The 17870-nt window shown below is 74.5% G+C and carries 11 protein-coding genes; 2 read left to right on the top strand and 9 right to left on the bottom strand.

The genetic code is table 11. From position 1 onward, the window contains the following. Positions 1-186: 186 nt before the first annotated feature. From guaA to ACFVHB_RS01230, 6 genes are all read right to left on the bottom strand, one after another. Positions 187-1782, bottom strand: a complete 1596-nt coding sequence (guaA, locus tag ACFVHB_RS01255; RefSeq protein WP_380314140.1) for a glutamine-hydrolyzing GMP synthase — start codon at positions 1780-1782, stop codon at positions 187-189. Between the two features lie 1071 nt (positions 1783-2853). Then, positions 2854-4635 carry a hypothetical protein gene (locus ACFVHB_RS01250; protein WP_380314139.1) on the bottom strand — a complete coding sequence of 594 codons (1782 nt, stop codon included), beginning with the start codon at positions 4633-4635 and terminating at the stop codon, positions 2854-2856. Positions 4636-4755: 120 nt separating this feature from the next. Beyond that, positions 4756-6573 carry a GMC oxidoreductase gene (locus ACFVHB_RS01245; protein WP_380314138.1) on the bottom strand — a complete coding sequence of 606 codons (1818 nt, stop codon included), beginning with the start codon at positions 6571-6573 and terminating at the stop codon, positions 4756-4758. A 136-nt stretch (positions 6574-6709) separates the two neighbouring features. Then, positions 6710-8341, bottom strand: a complete 1632-nt coding sequence (locus tag ACFVHB_RS01240) for a succinic semialdehyde dehydrogenase (RefSeq protein ID WP_380314137.1) — start codon at positions 8339-8341, stop codon at positions 6710-6712. A 128-nt stretch (positions 8342-8469) separates the two neighbouring features. Next, positions 8470-10191: a protein kinase gene (locus tag ACFVHB_RS01235; protein WP_380314136.1), complete on the bottom strand. Its 1722-nt coding sequence runs from the start codon at positions 10189-10191 to the stop codon at positions 8470-8472. A 172-nt stretch (positions 10192-10363) separates the two neighbouring features. After that, positions 10364-11458 carry a protein kinase gene (locus tag ACFVHB_RS01230; RefSeq protein WP_380314135.1) on the bottom strand — a complete coding sequence of 365 codons (1095 nt, stop codon included), beginning with the start codon at positions 11456-11458 and terminating at the stop codon, positions 10364-10366. A gap of 58 nt (positions 11459-11516) precedes the next feature. Between ACFVHB_RS01230 and ACFVHB_RS01225 the strand changes: the two genes are divergently transcribed. Further along, positions 11517-12053, top strand: coding sequence for an SHOCT domain-containing protein (locus ACFVHB_RS01225; protein WP_380314134.1), 537 nt, complete (start codon positions 11517-11519; stop codon positions 12051-12053). Between the two features lie 29 nt (positions 12054-12082). Here the strand turns inward: ACFVHB_RS01225 and ACFVHB_RS01220 are convergent, their stop codons facing one another. Beyond that, positions 12083-14059, bottom strand: coding sequence for a serine/threonine-protein kinase (locus ACFVHB_RS01220; protein WP_380314133.1), 1977 nt, complete (start codon positions 14057-14059; stop codon positions 12083-12085). Positions 14060-14312: 253 nt separating this feature from the next. Between ACFVHB_RS01220 and ACFVHB_RS01215 the strand changes: the two genes are divergently transcribed. Beyond that, entirely contained in the window at positions 14313-14876 is a 564-nt protein-coding gene (locus tag ACFVHB_RS01215) for a hypothetical protein (protein WP_380314132.1), read from the top strand. 53 nt (positions 14877-14929) lie between these two features. On the opposite strand, the gene ACFVHB_RS01210 is transcribed toward ACFVHB_RS01215, so the two are convergent. Both ACFVHB_RS01210 and guaB read right to left on the bottom strand, forming a co-directional pair. Then, positions 14930-16057: a GuaB3 family IMP dehydrogenase-related protein gene (locus ACFVHB_RS01210; RefSeq protein WP_380314131.1), complete on the bottom strand. Its 1128-nt coding sequence runs from the start codon at positions 16055-16057 to the stop codon at positions 14930-14932. Positions 16058-16261: 204 nt separating this feature from the next. Next, complete coding sequence (gene guaB, locus ACFVHB_RS01205; protein ID WP_380314130.1) at positions 16262-17779, bottom strand: IMP dehydrogenase; 1518 nt, start codon at positions 17777-17779, stop codon at positions 16262-16264. Positions 17780-17870: the final 91 nt, after the last annotated feature.

The raw sequence follows: 17870 nt of genomic DNA, 5'->3' as shown, positions 1-17870 counted from the left end.
TTCCCTCGCGGCCTGCCAGCTCCTGACAGGTCCGGTCCGCATTCTGCACGGTTGTGAGCGCTTTCGGTGGGAGGTCCCACCCGGTGGGCCCGGTGCACCGCGAACGGCCGCGCCGCCGTTCCCCTGTATACGGGAACGACGGCGCGGCCGTTCAACACCGGTTCGGTCAGAACCGGCCGGGAGTGATCACTCCCACTCGATCGTGCCCGGCGGCTTGCTGGTGCAGTCCAGCACCACGCGGTTGACGTCGCGGACCTCGTTGGTGATCCGGGTGGAGATCTTCGCCAGCACCTCGTACGGCAGGCGCGACCAGTCGGCCGTCATGGCGTCCTCGGAGGACACCGGGCGCAGCACGATCGGGTGGCCGTAGGTGCGGCCGTCGCCCTGGACGCCGACGCTGCGGACGTCCGCCAGCAGCACGACCGGGCACTGCCAGATCTCGCGGTCCAGGCCGGCCGCGGTCAGCTCCTCGCGGGCGATGGCGTCGGCCTCGCGCAGCAGGTCCAGGCGTTCCTTGGTGACCTCGCCGACGATCCGGATGCCCAGGCCCGGGCCCGGGAACGGCTGGCGCTGGACGATCTCCTCCGGCAGGCCGAGCTCCTGGCCGACCATCCGGACCTCGTCCTTGAACAGCTTGCGCAGCGGCTCGACCAGCTGGAACTGCAGGTCCTCGGGCAGGCCGCCGACGTTGTGGTGGGACTTGATGTTGGCGGTGCCGGTACCGCCGCCGGACTCCACCACGTCCGGGTACAGGGTGCCCTGGACCAGGAACTCCACCGACTCGCCGTGCTCGCCGGCCTCGGCGATGATCTCCGCCTGGGCCTGCTCGAAGACCCGGATGAACTCGCGGCCGATGATCTTGCGCTTCTCCTCGGGGTCGCTGACCCCCTTCAGCGCGGTGAGGAAGCGCTCCTGCGCGTCGACGACCTTCAGCTGGACGCCGGTGGCCGCGACGAAGTCCTTCTCGACCTGCTCGGTCTCGCCCTTGCGCATCAGGCCGTGGTCGACGTAGACGCAGGTCAGCTGGTCGCCGATGGCCTTGTTGACCAGGGCGGCCGCGACCGCGGAGTCCACGCCGCCGGAGAGACCGCAGATGGCCCGCTTGTCACCGACCTGGGCGCGGATCAGCGCGACCTGCTCGTCGACCACGTTGCCGGTGGTCCAGGTCGGCGCGATGCCGGCGCCGCGGTAGAGGAAGTGCTCCAGGATCTGCTGGCCGTGGTCGGAGTGCAGCACCTCGGGGTGGTACTGGACGCCGTAGAGCCGGGCCGCGTCGTTCTCGAAGGCCGCGACCGGCACCACGTCGGTGGAGGCGGTGACGGTGAAGCCCTCGGGCGCGGCGGAGCAGGCGTCGCCGTGCGACATCCACACCGAGTGCTGCGCCGGAACGCCCTCGAACAGGGTCGAGCCGGTACGGGTGACGGTCAGCGGGGTGCGGCCGTACTCGCGGGCGCCGGTGTTGTCGACGGTGCCGCCGAGCGTCTTGGCCATCAGCTGGAAGCCGTAGCACATGCCGAAGACCGGCACGCCGGCCTCGAAGATCGCGCGGTCGAGCTGCGGCGCGCCCTCCTCGTAGACCGACGACGGACCGCCGGAGAGGATGATCGCCTTCGGGTTCTTGGCGAGCATCTCGGCGACCGGCATGCTGCTCGGCACGATCTCGCTGTAGACCCGGGCCTCACGCACCCGGCGGGCGATGAGCTGGGCGTACTGGGCACCGAAGTCGACGACCAGGACGGTGTCGGTCTCGGGTGCGGACTGGTCGGGAATAGCAGAGGACACAGACGGCCTTCCGGCAGCGGTACGAAAGGTGTCGCGCCGCGCTTCCTCCGAGGGGCGGCGGCGGGCGACGAGCGGGGGTCTGCCACCGAGTCTACCGGGCGGGCCGGTTTCACTCGTCTGCCCGTCCAAAAGACCGTGACCGCGCGGGCCGCCGGTTCGTTGCTTCTGACGACCGTACGGCCGCGCCGCGCCCGCCAGGCGCGCCGCCTCCGCCCCGGCAGGGGCGCCGCACGTACGGGCGTGCAGGACCACGCGTGGAGCTCACCCCAGTCCACCGGCGCGCGTGGCGCCGCCGCGGCCCGGCCCCGCCGGGAGCGGGGCGCCGTGGGACCGTGCGCGGGTGCAGCGGCCGGCAAAGCAGGGGACAGCGACCCCGGCCGCGACTGGACCAAGGAGGTGGGGCGGCCGGCCCCCGGGGACGCCCGGAGGCCGGCCGCCGCACCCCGGCGCGACCCAGGCGCACACCGTTCACCGTCCCGCGCCGCTACGCGCGTCCCCGTGCGCTCCGGCCGCCACCACTACACACCGTGATCATCGAACCGGCCCGCCCCGGCCTCCCCGCCGAGCCCCGGGCGGCTCCGGAGCGAGCTCACCGCACCGGCCGGGCCGAAAATGGACTGTGCCGAATCATGCCGAATCGGTTGCAGAGCAAGCCCTCCGTCCAGCACGATGCTGCGTGGAAGAGGTTCTCCCGGTGGCCGAAGGCCGGCCATGGAGGCTCGTCCCGGTGCCACCGACACCTGCGGTGACAACGATTATCACCTCACGCTCCGTGAGCGAAGGCCCGGCGCAGGCATGCGCGCCGGCCCGCCGCACCGCGAGCGTGCGCGCCCCGCGCGACCGGCCCACCCATGCCGGTGCCGTGGTGGCGCGGTCCCCCGAAGCTAACCGACAGGACGGCGCTCCTCCCCCGGCGCCGTCAACCCAGCACCGGCGCAGCCCTGACGCCGTGTGCTGAGCGACAAAGGGCCCCGTTCCCCCGCGGGGCCCTTTGCCCTGTCCGGGGGCGCGCACCCGGTCGGCCCGCGCCCCCGGGTAGCCCGGGTCCGCGGGAGCCAGGGTCCGCGGGTCCTACGGCTGCTTGCGCCAGACGCTCGGGTCGACCGGGGGTTCCCCTCCGGCCCCCGGCGCGGCGGCACCGGGCGGCAGCGGCGGCTCGTCCGAGCCGACCACCTCGCTCACCGCCGGGGCGACACCCGGCCCAGGCGGGTACGGCTCGGCCCCCACCCCCGGCTCCGGCGCCCCGCCCGCGAGGACGACGCCGTCGGACGGCCCGCCCTGCGGCGGCACCGCGCCGGCCGGAACCCCGGCCGGGACGCCCGCAGGAGCCCCGGCCGGGGTCCTGAGCACGGCGGCCAGCAGGGGCGGCACCGCCAGCGCGCCGACCGCCACCCACACCACGTTGGCCGCCAGCAGGGTGCCGAAGGCCAGGCCGGCCGAGAACTCCCGGCCGGCGTCCGACCGCGAGCCCCAGCCACCGCCGCCCGGGGCGCTCGTCGTCGCCGCGAAGCCCGCCACCGTCATCAGCAGGGTGAACCCGGCGGCGGAGACCACGGCGAGCCGGATCCGGTCCGCCGCGTCCAGCCGGCGACGGTGCGCCGTCCAGCCCAGGTAGAGCGCCGCGGCCACCGCGAGCAGCAGGGTCCAGCGCCAGTCCGCGGTCTCGCCGTGCAGGTCGAAGAGCGAGAACTCCTCGTCCGGGCCGCCCGAACCGCTGCCCCGGCCGTAGCCGTCGTAGCCGTCGTCGTAGCGGCGGGCGCCGTCGTGCGACCGGACGCTCGCCCCCGACCCCAGGCCGAGCAGGACCAGGCCGAGGTTCGGCAGGAAGGCCACCGAGACACCGGTCGCCCAGCTCTCGTCCTGCACGGCGACCAGCACGAAGCCGACCAGCGAGGCCAGCCCCACCGAGACGGCCGCCGCCCGGCCCGCGGCCAGCCCGGCCACCGCCCAGCCGCGCACCGCCCGGTTGCGCCACGCCGCCCAGCGCAGCGCGTCCGTCCCGTACACGGCGAAGGCGAGCAGCCCGCCCAGCAGGGCGCTCCAGCCGACCGCCTCCAGCCAGCCGGATCCGGAGCCGTACTCCAGACCGCGGGAGTACCGGCCGTAGCCCGACCCCCGGCCACCGTCCGGGTACCAGGTCGCTCCGCTGGCGAGGCCGATCAGCAGGGTCACGGCGGCCACCACCAGGGCGGTGCGGAGCGCCTCGCCCGCCGCCTGCCCGCGGGTCGGCGCACCGGTGCGGGCCCGCCGGAGGCGGACGCCGGCCCGCAGGCCGAGCCAGAGCGCGAACAGCCAGAGCACGGTGACCGTCATCGGCACCGTCCGCACCTGGAGCTCCCCGGCGGCCCGGGTGAACACCCCGCCGGTGCCGGTCATGCCCATCCTGAAGGGCGCGCCGAGCGCGGCCAGGGACATCGCCAGGGCGGTGCCGAACCGGTCACCGAAGCCGGGCGACTCGAGGAACTCGAGGTCGTAGTCGTCCGGGATCGCCGCGAACAGCGCCGCGAGCAACAGCACGGCGGTCGGCGCGATCACCGCCTTGAGCGCCGGGCGCCAGTCCGCGCCGGTGAGCCACCGCAGCGCGGCGGGCTGCCCGGCCGCCGGGTCGTACGGCGTGCCGGTGCCCCAACTGCCCACCGCGGGCGGGACGGCGGGCTGCGGGAAACCCGGCGCGGTCGGCGGCGCGTAGCCGGGCGCGGTCGGCGGCGGGGGCGGCACCGGGGCGACGTACGGCGCGGCGGCGGGAACCGGCGGGGCTCCCGCCGGCGGGGGCGGTGCCAGCGGCCGCCCGCACGAGGCGCAGCCGAGCGCCCCGTCCGCCGAAGCCGCGCCGCACGATGCGCAAATGGCCATGGACCGTGTTCCCCCCGTGAGAATGCAAGCCCCTGGTCCCCCAGGAAGCCCGTTTATCCCATCGTGCGCGGACGGCTGTCAACCGGGCCGGCCACGGCCCCGACCGGAGTCGACGGAGCCTCAGGAGTCCTTCGGGTCAAGCTTCTTCGGCACCTCGGGGACGGCCAGCAGCGGCAGCCGCAGCGCGCCGAAGGCGCCCTCCGGCACCGCCGGGCGCACCGGCGCGACCGGCGCCACCCGCCGGTACGCCTCGCCCGGGGCCGGGCGCCGGTCCTCCTCGCCCTTGTTCGGCCACATCGACAGGGCCCGCTCGGCCTGCGCCGTGATGGTGAGCGAGGGGTTCACCCCGAGGTTGGCGGAGACCGCCGAGCCGTCCACCACGCTGATCCCGGGGTGGCCGTAGAGCCGGTGGTACGGGTCGACCACACCGGTGTCGGCGGAGTCCCCGATCGGGCAGCCGCCGAGGAAGTGGGCGGTCATCGGGATGTCGAAGATCTCGCCGACGGTGCTCCCCGCGAAGCCGTTGATCTCGTCGGCCAGCGCCTGGGCGCCCTGCTCGGCGGCCGGGATCCAGGTGGGGTTGGGCTCGCCGTGGCCCTGGGTGGAGGTCAGCCGGCTCTTGCCGAGCGCGCCCTTCTTCAGCGAGACGGTGATCGAGTTGTCCAGCGACTGCATCACCAGGCCGATGATCGTCCGCTCCGACCAGCGGTGCTGGTTCATCGAGCGGGCGAAGGTCACCGGGTGCCGCACCGAGTTGCCCAGGTAGCGCAGCCAGCGCGGGCCCCGGCCGGCCCCCTTGACCTGCGCGATCGACAGCGCGCCCATCGCGTTGGAGCCCTTGCCGTAGCGGACCGGCTCGATGTGGGTGTTCGCGTCCGGGTGGATCGAGGAGGTGATCGCGACGCCCTTGGTGAAGTCCGCCCGGGTGCCGTACCGCCGGTCGGTGGTCTGCGCGCCCACCAGCGCCTCGGAGTTGGTCCGGGTCAGCTCGCCGAGCCGGCCGGAGATCCGCGGCAGGTGGCCGCCGTCGCGCATCCGGTGCAGCAGCGACTGGGTGCCGTAGGTGCCGGCCGCGACCACCACGCGGGCCGCGGTGATGGTCCGCGCCCCCGCCTTCACCGGGTCGGTGGTGGAGCGGGCGTCGGTCCGGCGGACGTCCACCTTGAAGCCCTGCGTCCCGTCGGCCGCGGCGTACTCGCGGATCCGGGCCACCGTGGTGAGCGGGTGGATCTCCGCGCCGAGGCGCTCGGCCAGGTGGAGGTAGTTCTCGGTGAGCATGTTCTTGGCGCCGTGCCGGCAGCCGGTCATGCACTCGCCGCACTCCACGCAGGCCCGCCGGGCGGGGCCGGCCCCGCCGAAGTACGGGTCCGCGATCTCGTCGCCGGGCGCCGCCTTGGCGCAGCCGTCGGAATCCTTGCCGTCGCCGAAGAAGACCCCGACCGGGGCCATGTGGAAGGTGTCGCCGACGCCCATCCGCTCGGCGGCCGCCCTGAGGTGGACGTCGGACGGGGTGACGGTCGGGTTGAGCCGGACGCCGAGCATCCGCTGCGCCTGGTCGTAGAACGGCGCCAGCTCCTCCTGCCAGTCGGTGATGTGTGCCCACTGGCGGTCCTCGAAGAACGGCTTCGGCGGCACGTACAGGGTGTTGGCGTAGTTCAGCGAACCGCCGCCGACCCCGGCACCGGCCAGGATCAGCACGTTGGCCAGCAGGTGGATCCGCTGAATGCCGTACAGGCCGAGCTTCGGCGCCCACAGGTACTTGGCGAGGTCCCAGGAGTTCCTGGGCAGTTCGTCGCGCTCGAACCGGCGGCCGGCCTCCAGCACGGCGACCCGGTAGCCCTTCTCGGCCAGCCGCAGCGCGGAGACCGAACCACCGAAGCCCGAGCCGATCACGACCACGTCGTAGTCGAACTCCGCCTCATCGCGGGACCCCACCATGTGCCACTGCTCCTTCGGGAACTACGGGAACTACCGGAACTTCGAGAATTTCGGGGCCTCGGGACTCCGGGAAGAGGGAGAAGACCCGGGTCGACGGACCGGCCGGGCGGCCGTCCCGACGGACGGCCGGGCCGGACTACCTGAACCGCAGCGCCTTCAGCACCCGCAGGCCGCCGGTGAACACCGCGGCGAACTGCCGGTCGTCCAGCCCGAACGAGGGCGCGAGCGGCATCAGCCGCTGGCTGGCGATGGTCTGCGCCTCGGTGAAGCGCAGCAGCCCCTCGGCGCCGTGCCGCCGGCCGAGCCCGGACTCGCCCATGCCGCCCATCGGCGAGGCGACCGAGCCGTACGCGGCCGCGTAGGCCTCGTTGACGTTGACCGTGCCGGTGCGCAGCCGGGCCGCGACCGCCCGGCCGCGCCGCAGGTCCTTCGTCCAGACGCTGGAGTTGAGGCCGTACGGGGTCGAGTTGGCGGCGGCCACCGCCTCGTCCTCGGTGTCGAAGCGGTAGACCGAGACCACCGGGCCGAAGGTCTCCTCGGCGCAGACCGCCATCTCCGGGGTGACGCCGTCCAGGATGGTCGGCTCGTAGAAGAACGGGCCGAGGTCGGGCCGGGCCCGGCCGCCCGCGACCACGGTGGCGCCGGCCTTGACCGCCTCGTCCACGTGCCGGGTGGTGGCGTCCAGTTGCCGGCCGGAGACCAGCGATCCCATGTCCGCGCCGTACGCGAGGCCGCCGCCGAGGCGCAGCGCGCGGGTGCGCTCGGCGAACTTCGCCAGGAACTCGTCCGCCACCGAGCGGTGCACCAGCAGTCGTTCGATCGAGATGCAGAGCTGGCCGGCCGAGGAGAAGCAGGCCCGGACGGCGCCCTCGGCGGCCCGGTCGAGGTCGGCGTCGGCGAGCACCAGCAGGGCGTTCTTGCCGCCGAGTTCGAGCGAGGCGCCGACCAGCCGGGCGGCGGCGCGCTGGGCCACCTCGCGGCCGGTGCGGGTGGAGCCGGTGAACGAGACGTAGTCGGCGTGTTCGACCACGGCCGGGCCGATCACGGGGCCGTCGCCGATCACGATCTGCCACAGGTCGGCCGGCAGCCCGGCCTCGACCAGCAGCTCGCGGGCCCAGAGCGCGGTCAGCGCGGTCTGCGTGTCCGGCTTGTTGACCACGGCGTTGCCGGCCACGAAGGCGGGCAACGCGTCGCCGATGGAGAGCTCCAGCGGGTAGTTCCACGGCGAGATGTGCCCGACCACGCCCTTGGGGCGGCGGGCCTCGATCGTCTGGGTGAGCACCGGCAGCGCGCCGCCGCGCCGCTTGTCGCGCAGGTGGCCGTGCGCGGCGCGGCCGTAGTGCCGGGCGGCCATGGCGACCGCCAGCACCTCCTCGAAGGCGTGCAGCCGGGCCTTGCCGGTCTCGGCCTGGATCAGGTCGAGCACCTCGTCCTGGCGCTTGAGCAGCAGGTCGTGGAAGCGCAGCAGGACGGCGGCGCGCCGGCGCACCGGCAGGGCGGCCCAGGCGGGCTGGGCGCGGCGGGCCAGCTGGTAGGCGACCTCGACGTCGGCGGGGGTGGACCGCGGCAGGGCGGCCAGCCGCTCGCCGGTCAGCGGGGCGACGGTCTCCACCAGGCTGGGTTCACCGGTGGCGGTGATGCCGCCGGCCAGGCGGGCGACCAGCGACGACGGGACGGCCGCGGCGACGGTGCGGCCGCCGCCGGGGGCGGCGGGGTTGCCGGTCGCGGGGTGCTCGGTGGCCACTGCGTCTGCTGTGAGGTCCGACATACGGCGCAGCCTAGGCGCTCGACGGCCGGTTCGGTACCCGTCGGTAACAACAATCTCCCGCCGCCGGGCGGAAGCGGTCGCCCCGTCGTCAGCGGGCCGGCGCGGCCGTCAGCGGGCCGGCACGGCCGTCATCGGGTCGGCGTGAAGTAGTGGAGCACCGCGTTGAACCGCTGCTCGGCCTCGTTCCACTCGTTGCCGCGCTCCGGACTGGACGAGTAGATCGCGTAGCTGGTGCCGTCGTCGTCGATGAACTCGGCCTCGACCGCCCGCCGCCGGCCGCCCTCCTTGGCGGCGTAGCTGAACTCCCAGACCGCGGCCTCGTGGCCGTTCACGGCGACGCCGGTCATCTTGTGCTGCTTGTAGTCCTTCAGCGTCTTGGAGACGGTGGTCTCCATCTGCCGCATGTGGTCCAGCGGCTTGACCGACTGGCCGACGGTGACCGCGAACTGCAGGTAGTGCGCCTTGTTGTCGGGGCTGTAGTAGATCTGGTTGTCGGGCGTGGCGGTGCGCTGCCAGGGCGGGTTGCCCGAGGGCAGCGGGAAGCGGAAGCCGGCCGGGTCGTCGACCCAGTGGTAGCCGCTGGGCGCCGCCGGCTCGGGGCTCACGTCGTTGGTCGGCTCCGGGCTGACCGTCGGGGTGGGGTCGGCCACCGGGGTGCCGGGGTGCCGGGTGGCCAGGAAGGTCGCCCCGGCGGCCACCACGGCGACGGCCAGCGCGACCATGGCGATCCGGAGCGCGTTGCGGCGCCCGGCCGGTCCACGCGCGGGCGCGCCGGCGTGCGTGACCGGCGCGACCTGCCCGGTGGACGCCCCCGCGAGCGCGACGGGCGCGGGCGCGGGCGGGACGTCCGCCACGGTGGCCGGCGGCCAGGGCTGCGGCACGGTCGGTCCGGTCGGCGGCTCCTGCGCCTCGGTCCGGGCCGGGCCGGACGGCTCCCCGGTGCGGTCGACCACCGGCACCGACTGGGTCGGCGTCTTCACCGGCGCGACCGGCTTGAAGCCGATGGTGTGCCCGGCCTGCACCTCGGCCAGCATCCGGGCCGCCTCGTCCGCGCTCGGCCGGTCGGCCGGGTCCTTGGCCATCAGCGCGGCCAGCACGGGTCCCAGCGCGCCGGCCCGGCGCGACTGCGGCAGCGGGTCGGCGACCACGGCGGCCAGCGTGGTGATCGGCGAGTCCCGGCGGAACGGCGACTGGCCCTCCACCGCGGCGTACAGCGTCGCGCCGAGGCCCCACAGGTCGGAGGCCGGGCCCGGCCGCTCGCCCTGGGCGCGCTCGGGCGCCAGGTAGTCCGGCGAGCCGACCAGGTCACCGGGCCGGGTCAGCTCGGTCGAGCCCTCGTACTTCGCGATGCCGAAGTCCAGCAGCACCACCCGCCCGGTCCCGCGCTCCAGCAGCACGTTGGCCGGCTTCACGTCCCGGTGCAGCACGCCCAGCTGGTGGCCGCGGTGCAGGGCGGCCAGCACCTGGCTGCCGACCTCGGCGGCGGCGCGCGGCTGCAGCGTGCCGTCCTGGCTGATCACGTCGGCCAGCGAACGGCCGTCGACCAGCTCCATCACGATCCACGGCCGGCCGTCGTGCTCCAGCACGTCGTGCACGGTGATCACGCCGGGGTGCTTGATCCGGGCGGCCGCGCTGGCCTCCCGCTTCATCCGGGCGTGCAGGATCTGCAGGTCCTCCTCGGGGAGGTGGCTGACGGTCAGCTCCTTGACCGCGACCTCGCGGTCCAGCATCCGGTCCCAGGCCCGCCAGACGGTACCCATGCCGCCCCGGCCCAGCCGGTCGCCCAGCTCGTAGCGTCCGGCCAGCAGCCGCTCCGCCTCGGCCGCCTCCGGCCGGTCCTGCACGCCCATCGGCGACCGCTCCCCCTCATCCACCTGCCGTCACCGCGACGGAGGGCCCGGTGCAGACCACTTTTCGAACAGATCCCACGCACACATTAGGCGCACTGCCCGCACCCCGGTAATCTCCCCCGCCCGCCGGACCGGCGGCACCGGTCGGCCGGGCACCGTCAGCCTGCGAACATCAGCCCGCGAACAGCACCACGGCCGCCACCCCGAGCACCAGCAGCAGGAAGACCCCGCCGACCAGCACCGGCCCGAGCAGCGCCGGAGGTATCAGCGGCCTCCGGTCCGGCCCCGGCCCGGCGGCCGCCCCCACCGCCTCCCCGGACGGCCCGCCCCGGCCGCGCCGGCGCGGTGTCAGCGGCACCAGCGGCGCCTCCGGCCGCAGCGCCAGCGCCCGCGCCGTCCGCTCCTCGTCGGCCGGCTCCGGCGCGCCCACCAGCAGGTCCGCCAGCTCCCGCCGGATCCCGGCCGCGGTCGGCCGCAGCGACGGGTCCGGCTGCAGCAGCCGCTCCACCAGCGGCGCCAGCGGCCCGCACACCGTCGAGGGCTCCCGCCGGCCGTCGCGCACCGCCGTCACCAGTTCCGGCACGTCCCGGTCCGGGAACGGCGAGCGGCCGGTCACCAGCCGCTGGATCAGCACGCCCAGCGCCCAGCAGTCACCCGCCGGGCCGCCGTCCAGCGGCCAGCGCTCCGCCACCGGACCGACCAGGGTGGCCCGCACCTCGTACCGGCGGCGCCCGCCGGGCCCGCCCAGCTCCTCGGCCAGCGCCTCCTCGGCCACCCCCGGGAGCAGACCGCCCAGCATCGCCGCGCCGTCCTCGCAGACCAGCACCGAACCCGCGGTCAGATTGCCGTGCGTGAGCCCCGCCTCGTGCAGGGCCCGCAGCGCGCCGGCCAGGTCGGCCGCCAGCTCGGCGGCCCGGTACGGCGGCACCGGCCCGGCTTCGGCCAGCTCGGCCAGCGGCACCCCGGCCGGCTCCTCCTCGACCGTCCAGAGCAACTCGCCGTCGGCGAACACGCCCGTCCCCTGGAGCAGCCTGGGGTGCACCGGAGCCGCGGCCCCGGCCGCCGCCACCCGGCGGACCAGCCGCTCGGCCTGCTCGGGCACCGGCTCGTCCGGGTCCTGACCGCTGGTCAGCACCGCGGGCAGCTCCAGCCCGTGCAACCGGACGACGTCACCGGTCCGCTCGTCCACGGCGAGGGCGCGCAGTGGATCCGGACGGTCCGTCAGCCGGTAACGCCCCGCCAGCACCTGACCCGGGCCCGCTCGCATGCGTGTTCCTCTCGCTCGCGCCCCAGCCTAGTCGGCGTGCCGCATTAGGCTCGGTCCCATGGACTGGACCGATCTGATCGATGCGGCCTTCGACGTGGCCGGCAACAGCAGCAGTGACACCCGGGCCACGGCCCTGCGCACCGTCGAGGCGAGCGTCGCACCCGACGAGAAGCCGGTCGCGTCGACGGCCGGGCGACACCCCGACCACTTCCGCAAGGGCGTGCTGGTCCTCACCACCCACCGGCTGCTCTTCCTCAAGGACGGCAAGCCGCCCGTCCCGGTTCCGCTGTCCGCGGTGACCGACGCGACCGTCACGAAGACCCGGATCAACGGAGAGGTGCTGCTGGTGGTCGCCCTCACCGGCTCGCACCGGTTCGAGGACGTGGTCAAGGCCGAGGTGTTCGCCGAGCAGGTGCGGGCGGCCGCCCGGCTGGCCCGCAACGCCGCCCAGCGGGAGCAGGCCGCGCCGGCCGCCGCGCCCGCCGCCTCCGGTGCCGAACTGCTGGACCAGCTGGAGCGGCTGGCCGCCCTGCACGCCTCCGGCGCGCTCACCCCCGAGGAGTTCAGCCGCGCCAAGCAGCGCCTGATCGGCTGAACGCCCCGCGCCCGGGGTGCCCGAGGTGCCTAGGGCGCGGGCTGGAAGGTGCTGAACACGACGTCCCGGACGCTCGCCTGCGCACCCCAGTCCGCGTCCGGCACGATCCAGTAGATCGAGTAGCCGTACTTGGCCGGGGTGCCGGTGACGAAGCCCCGGTTGAGCGAGTGCATCTTGGGCGTGCCGTTGGTCCACTCCCAGTCGGCCGCGTTGGTCCACTGCCGGTAGGTGATCGCCGAAAGGTTCACCCGTTGGTAGTTGCTGACCTGGCCGCGCACCGAGGGCTCGGACTCCTGCCAGTCGGCGACGGCACTCGGGCCGGGCGTGGTGGTCCACTCGATCCGCAGCTGGCTGCCGTTGCCGCCCTTGAAGATGCGACGGTTGGAGTCCGAGCCGGCGGGCTGCAGCCAGTCCGGCAGCGCCACCGAGAAGCCGGACGGGTCCTTGTACTCGTGGAACCCGGCGGGCACGGCCGGAGCGGCCGGAGCGGCAGGGGTCGTCGCGGCGGGGGCCGACGGGGTCGCGGCCGGGGCGGCCGGCTGCGTGGGCGGGGTCTGGGCCGGGGCCGCCGCGCTGCTGGGCGCGGCCGCCGGGGCACTGGCCCCCGGGGAGCCCGTGGCCGGGGCGCCCGCCGAGGTGGCCGGAGCCGCCGGGGCCGTCGCGGCCTGGCTCTCGGTGGCGCCGGCGGCGGAGGTGGTGGCCGCCACCGGGCCGCTGCTGCCCGCGCCCTTGGTCGGGTGGTCGTCCGAGCCGCCGAGGGCCTGCACCACCGCGACCACCCCGGCGATCAGCACCAGCACCAGCACCGCGGTCACCACGGCCAGCCGCCGCCGGCCCGTGCGCGGGTCCGCGCCGGCCGCCTGGGTCGCGCCGAGCGTCCATTCGCTGGTCACCGGCCGGATCGGCTCGGCCGCGGGCGCACCGCCCTCGGCCCGCGGCTTCGCGACGGCCGCCGCCCCGGCGGTCCCGGCGCTCCCGTCCGTCCCGTCGGTGCCCGTGGTCCCGGCGTCCGCGGCCCGGCTGCCGACCCGGACGGTGCCGAGCAGCCCGCCGACCGGCCGCTTCGCCGTCGGCCCGGCCGGGGCCTGCGGTGCCTCGTCCGCCGCCTTCGCCGTGGACTCGCCCGACGCCTTCACCGGCATCGCGTGCTCGGTGGTCGACTCCGCCCGCGCGGTGGCGTCGGCCACCACCCGCTTCAGCATCGACCGGGTCTGCGAGGCGTCCAGCCGCTCGGCCGGGTCCTTCGCCAGCAGCCCCTCGATCACCGGCAGCAGCGGCCCGGCGTTCAGGGGCGGGCTGAGCTCCTCGGTCATCACCGCGGTCAGGGTGGCCAGCGCCGAGCCCCGGTCGTACGGGGGCCGGCACTCGACCATGGCGTACAGCGTGCCGCCCAGCGACCAGAGGTCGGCCGGCGGACCGGGCTTCTGCCCGCGGGCCCGCTCCGGGGATATGTACGAGGGCGCGCCGACCAGCATGCCGGTGGAGGTCACCGAGGCGTCCCCCTCCACGCTGGCGATGCCGAAGTCGGTGAGCACCACCCGGCCGTCCTCGCCGATCAGCACGTTGGACGGCTTCACGTCCCGGTGCAGGATGCCGAGCGCGTGCGCGGCGCTGAGCACGCCCAGCACGTCGAGCGCGATCTCGGCGGCCCGGGCGGGCGCCAGCGGGCCGTCCTCCTTGATCACGTCGGCCAGCGAGCGGGACTCGACCAGCTCCATGACGATCCACGGCCGGTCGTCCTCCTCGACCACGTCGAAGACGGTGACCGCCGAGTTGTGCCGGATCCGCGCCGTCGCCTTGGCCTCGCGCAGCGTCCGGACGATCAGCCGGTGCTTCTCGTCCTCCTCCACGCTGCCGTTCATCCGCAGTTCCTTGACCGCGACGATCCGGCCGAGCATCTCGTCCTCGGCGCGCCAGACGGTACCCATACCGCCGCGCCCGAGCACCGCGTCCAACCGGTAGCGTCCGGCCAGGAGGCGGCCGGTGGAACCCTGCGCCTGGGTCATTCGGAACGTTCCCCCATGTGGTGCTGGCCGGTCGAGGTGACTGCGCGTCGGCCCGACGCCGGGCCAGAACGCCAAGCCTCCATCATCCCCTGTCCCGTGGGCCCTCGACCACCCGGCCCCCGGCCACCCTGGTACCGGTCCTGGCCGGACCCGGCGCTCCGTGCCCGATCTGTGATCGAAAACCCTGTCGGATCGTCCCGACACGCTGCTAACGTTCGGCAGCTCACAGTCTTTCCGGGGGGATTCGACGCCCATGACCGCACCCGAACCGGGCGCTGACGGCCAGTCGGGACGGCCACGAACGGCACAGCACTTCTCGCTGGCGCCCGAACCCGAGGCACCCGAGGGTTACGTCGCCCCCGGCATGCCCGGCACACCGGTGGCCGGCTACCACCCGGAACCCGCCGGAGGGCCCGCCCGGCACCGCCGGACCGGCGTCGCCGTGACGGCCGCCGTCGCCGCGATGCTGGCCGGCGCGCTCGCGTACGGCGCCGCCGCGGCCCGGGTCGAGGGCGCCATCGGCTGGCTGGCCATCGCGCTGGCCGCGGCCGTCGCCTGGCCGCTCGGCCGGCTCGGCGGCCGCAACCGCCTGCTGCCCCCGCTGGGCGCGTTGCTGGCGGCCGGGGCGCTCTTCCTCGGCCAGCTGCTCGGCCGGACGCTGCGTCTGCACCGGCTGGACGGCACCCCGTTCGGCGACCTGCTCGGCGACGCCCTGCCGCTCTGGCGCGCCGACCGGCACCCGGTGGACCTCGCCTTCTACGGCATCGCCGTGATCGGCGGCTTCCTGCTCACCCGCCGCACCGCCTCGCCGCAATAGCCGGAGCCCCCGCCGGACGGGGTCCGACGGGGGCTCTGACGGGTCCGTGCGGCTCAGCGGTGGTCGAGCGCCGGGTTGACCGTGACCTCGACCCGCTGGAACTCCTTGAGCTCCGTGTAACCGGTGGTGGCCATCGCACGGCGCAGCGCGCCGAACAGGTTCATGGTGCCGTCGGGGGTGTGCGACGGGCCGGTGAGGATCTCCTCGGTGGTGCCGACGGTGCCGAGGTCCACCCGCTTGCCGCGCGGCAGCTCCTCGTGCACGGCCTCCATGCCCCAGTGGAAGCCCTTGCCGGGCGCGTCGGTGGCGCGGGCCAGCGCGGCACCGATCATCACCGCGTCGGCGCCGCAGGCGACGGCCTTCGGGATGTCACCGCTGTAGCCGACGCCGCCGTCCGCGATCACGTGCACGTAGCGGCCGCCGGACTCGTCCATGTAGTCGCGGCGGGCGGCGGCCACGTCGGCGACGGCGGTGGCCATCGGCACCTGGATGCCGAGCACGTTGCGGGTGGTGTGGGCGGCGCCGCCGCCGAAGCCGACCAGCACGCCGGCGGCACCGGTGCGCATCAGGTGCAGCGCGGCGGTGTAGGTGGCGCAACCGCCGACGATCACCGGGACGTCCAGCTCGTAGATGAACTGCTTGAGGTTGAGCGGCTCGGCGGCACTGGAGACGTGCTCGGCCGAGACGGTGGTGCCGCGGATGACGAAGACGTCGACGCCGGCGTCCACGACGGCCTTGGAGAACTCGGCGGTGCGCTGCGGGGAGAGCGCGGCGGCGGTGACCACGCCGGAGTCGCGGACCTCCTGGATCCGCTGCTTGATCAGCTCGGCCTTGATCGGCGCGGCGTAGATCTCCTGCAGCCGGCGGGTGGCGGCGGCCTCGTCGGTGATCGAGGCGATCTCGTCCAGCAGCGGCTGCGGGTCCTCGTAACGGGTCCAGAGGCCTTCCAGGTTCAGCACGCCCAGACCGCCGAGGCGGCCGATCGCGATGGCCTGCTGCGGCGAGACCACGCTGTCCATCGGGGCGGCCAGGAACGGCAGCTCGAAGCGGTAGGCGTCGATCTGCCAGGCGATCGAGACCTCCTTCGGGTCACGCGTACGGCGGCTGGGGACGACGGCGATGTCGTCGAAGGCGTACGCCCGGCGGCCGCGCTTGCCTCGCCCGATCTCGATCTCAGTCACTTCGAGCCCTTCTGGTTTGTTGCTCATGCCCGCCGGGTCACCCCGGCCGCCCCCAGTATCCCGCACCACCTGCGCCTCGCGCGCTCGCCTCCAGGGCGTGGACGCGGTGCCTCCGGCCCGGCGCGCCGCGCCCCGACGGCCGGGGTGCGGACACGCGGAGAGGCCCGCCACCCCCGGGGTGACGGGCCTCTGCCGAGCGTGCGGTCAGCCGCGGCTGGTGTAGTTCGGCGCCTCGACGGTCATCTGGATGTCGTGCGGGTGGCTCTCCTTGAGGCCCGCCGAGGTGATCCGGACGAAGCGGCCCTTGCTCTCCATCTCGGCGATGGTGGCGGCACCGACGTAGCCCATGGTCTGGCGCAGACCGCCGACCAGCTGGAACAGCACGGCCGACAGCGGACCGCGGTAGGGCACCTGGCCCTCGATGCCCTCGGCGATCAGCTTCTCGTCGGAGGTGACCTCGCCCTGGAAGTAGCGGTCCTTGGAGAAGGACTTCGCCTGGCCGCGGGACTGCATCGCGCCCAGCGAGCCCATGCCGCGGTAGGACTTGAACTGCTTGCCGTTGATGAACAGCAGCTCGCCCGGGGACTCCTCGCAGCCGGCCAGCAGGGAGCCCAGCATCACGGTGTCGGCACCGGCGGCGAGCGCCTTGCCGATGTCGCCGGAGTACTGCAGGCCGCCGTCGCCGATGACCGGAACGCCGGCCGCCCGGCAGGCCTGGGCGGCCTCGTAGATCGCGGTGACCTGCGGGACGCCGATGCCGGCGACCACGCGGGTGGTGCAGATGGAGCCGGGGCCGACGCCGACCTTGACGCCGTCCACGCCGGCGTCGATCAGCGCCTGGGCACCGTCGCGGGTGGCGACGTTGCCGCCGACCACGTCGACCCGGACGGCCGACTTGATCTTCTCGATCCAGGCCAGCGCGTTGTGGCTGTGCCCGTGCGAGGTGTCCACGACCAGGAAGTCGACGCCCGCCTCGACCAGGGCCTGGGCCCGGTCGAACGCCTCGGCGCTGGCGCCCACGGCGGCACCGACCAGCAGACGGCCCTCGGCGTCCTTGGCGGCGTTCGGGTACTTCTCGGCCTTGACGAAGTCCTTGACGGTGATCAGGCCCTTGATCCGGCCCTCGTCGTCGACCAGCGGCAGCTTCTCGATCTTGTGGCGGCGGAGCAGCGCCATCGCGTCCTCGCCGGAGATGCCGACCTTGCCGGTGATCAGCGGCATCGGGGTCATGATCTCGCGGACCTGGCGGCTGCGGTCCGACTCGAAGGCCATGTCGCGGTTGGTGACGATGCCGAGCAGCTTGCCCGCCTCGTCCGCGATCGGCACGCCGCTGATCCGGAACTTGGCGCAGAGCGCGTCGGCCTCGGCCAGGGTGGTCTCCGGGCCGACCGTGATCGGGTCGGTGACCATGCCGGACTCGGAGCGCTTCACCAGGTCGACCTGGTTGACCTGGTCCTCGACCGACAGGTTGCGGTGCAGGACGCCGACGCCGCCCTGGCGGGCCATCGCGATGGCCATCCGCGACTCGGTGACCTTGTCCATCGCCGCGGAGAGCAGCGGGATGTTGACGCGCACGTTCCGGGAGACCCGCGAGGAGGTGTCGACCTGGTTCGGCAGCACCTCGGAGGCCCCGGGCAGCAGCAGCACGTCGTCGTACGTGAGCCCGAGCATCGCGAACTTCTCGGGTACGCCTGCGGCGTTGACGCCATTGTTAATGGGCATTTCGGGGGTACCTTCCGTGGCCGGCCTAATCCGCTCGCGCCCTGAGGGTGGGGGCGCTGTCGTCGCTCACTCGCTCAGACCGCCGAAAGCT

It is taken from the genome of Kitasatospora sp. NPDC127111, assembly GCF_042677465.1.
In the GTDB taxonomy this organism is placed as follows: Bacteria; Actinomycetota; Actinomycetes; order Streptomycetales; family Streptomycetaceae; genus Kitasatospora.
The sequence above is the reverse complement of the archived record's forward strand: the minus strand, read 5'-3'. Positions and strand labels throughout refer to the sequence as shown.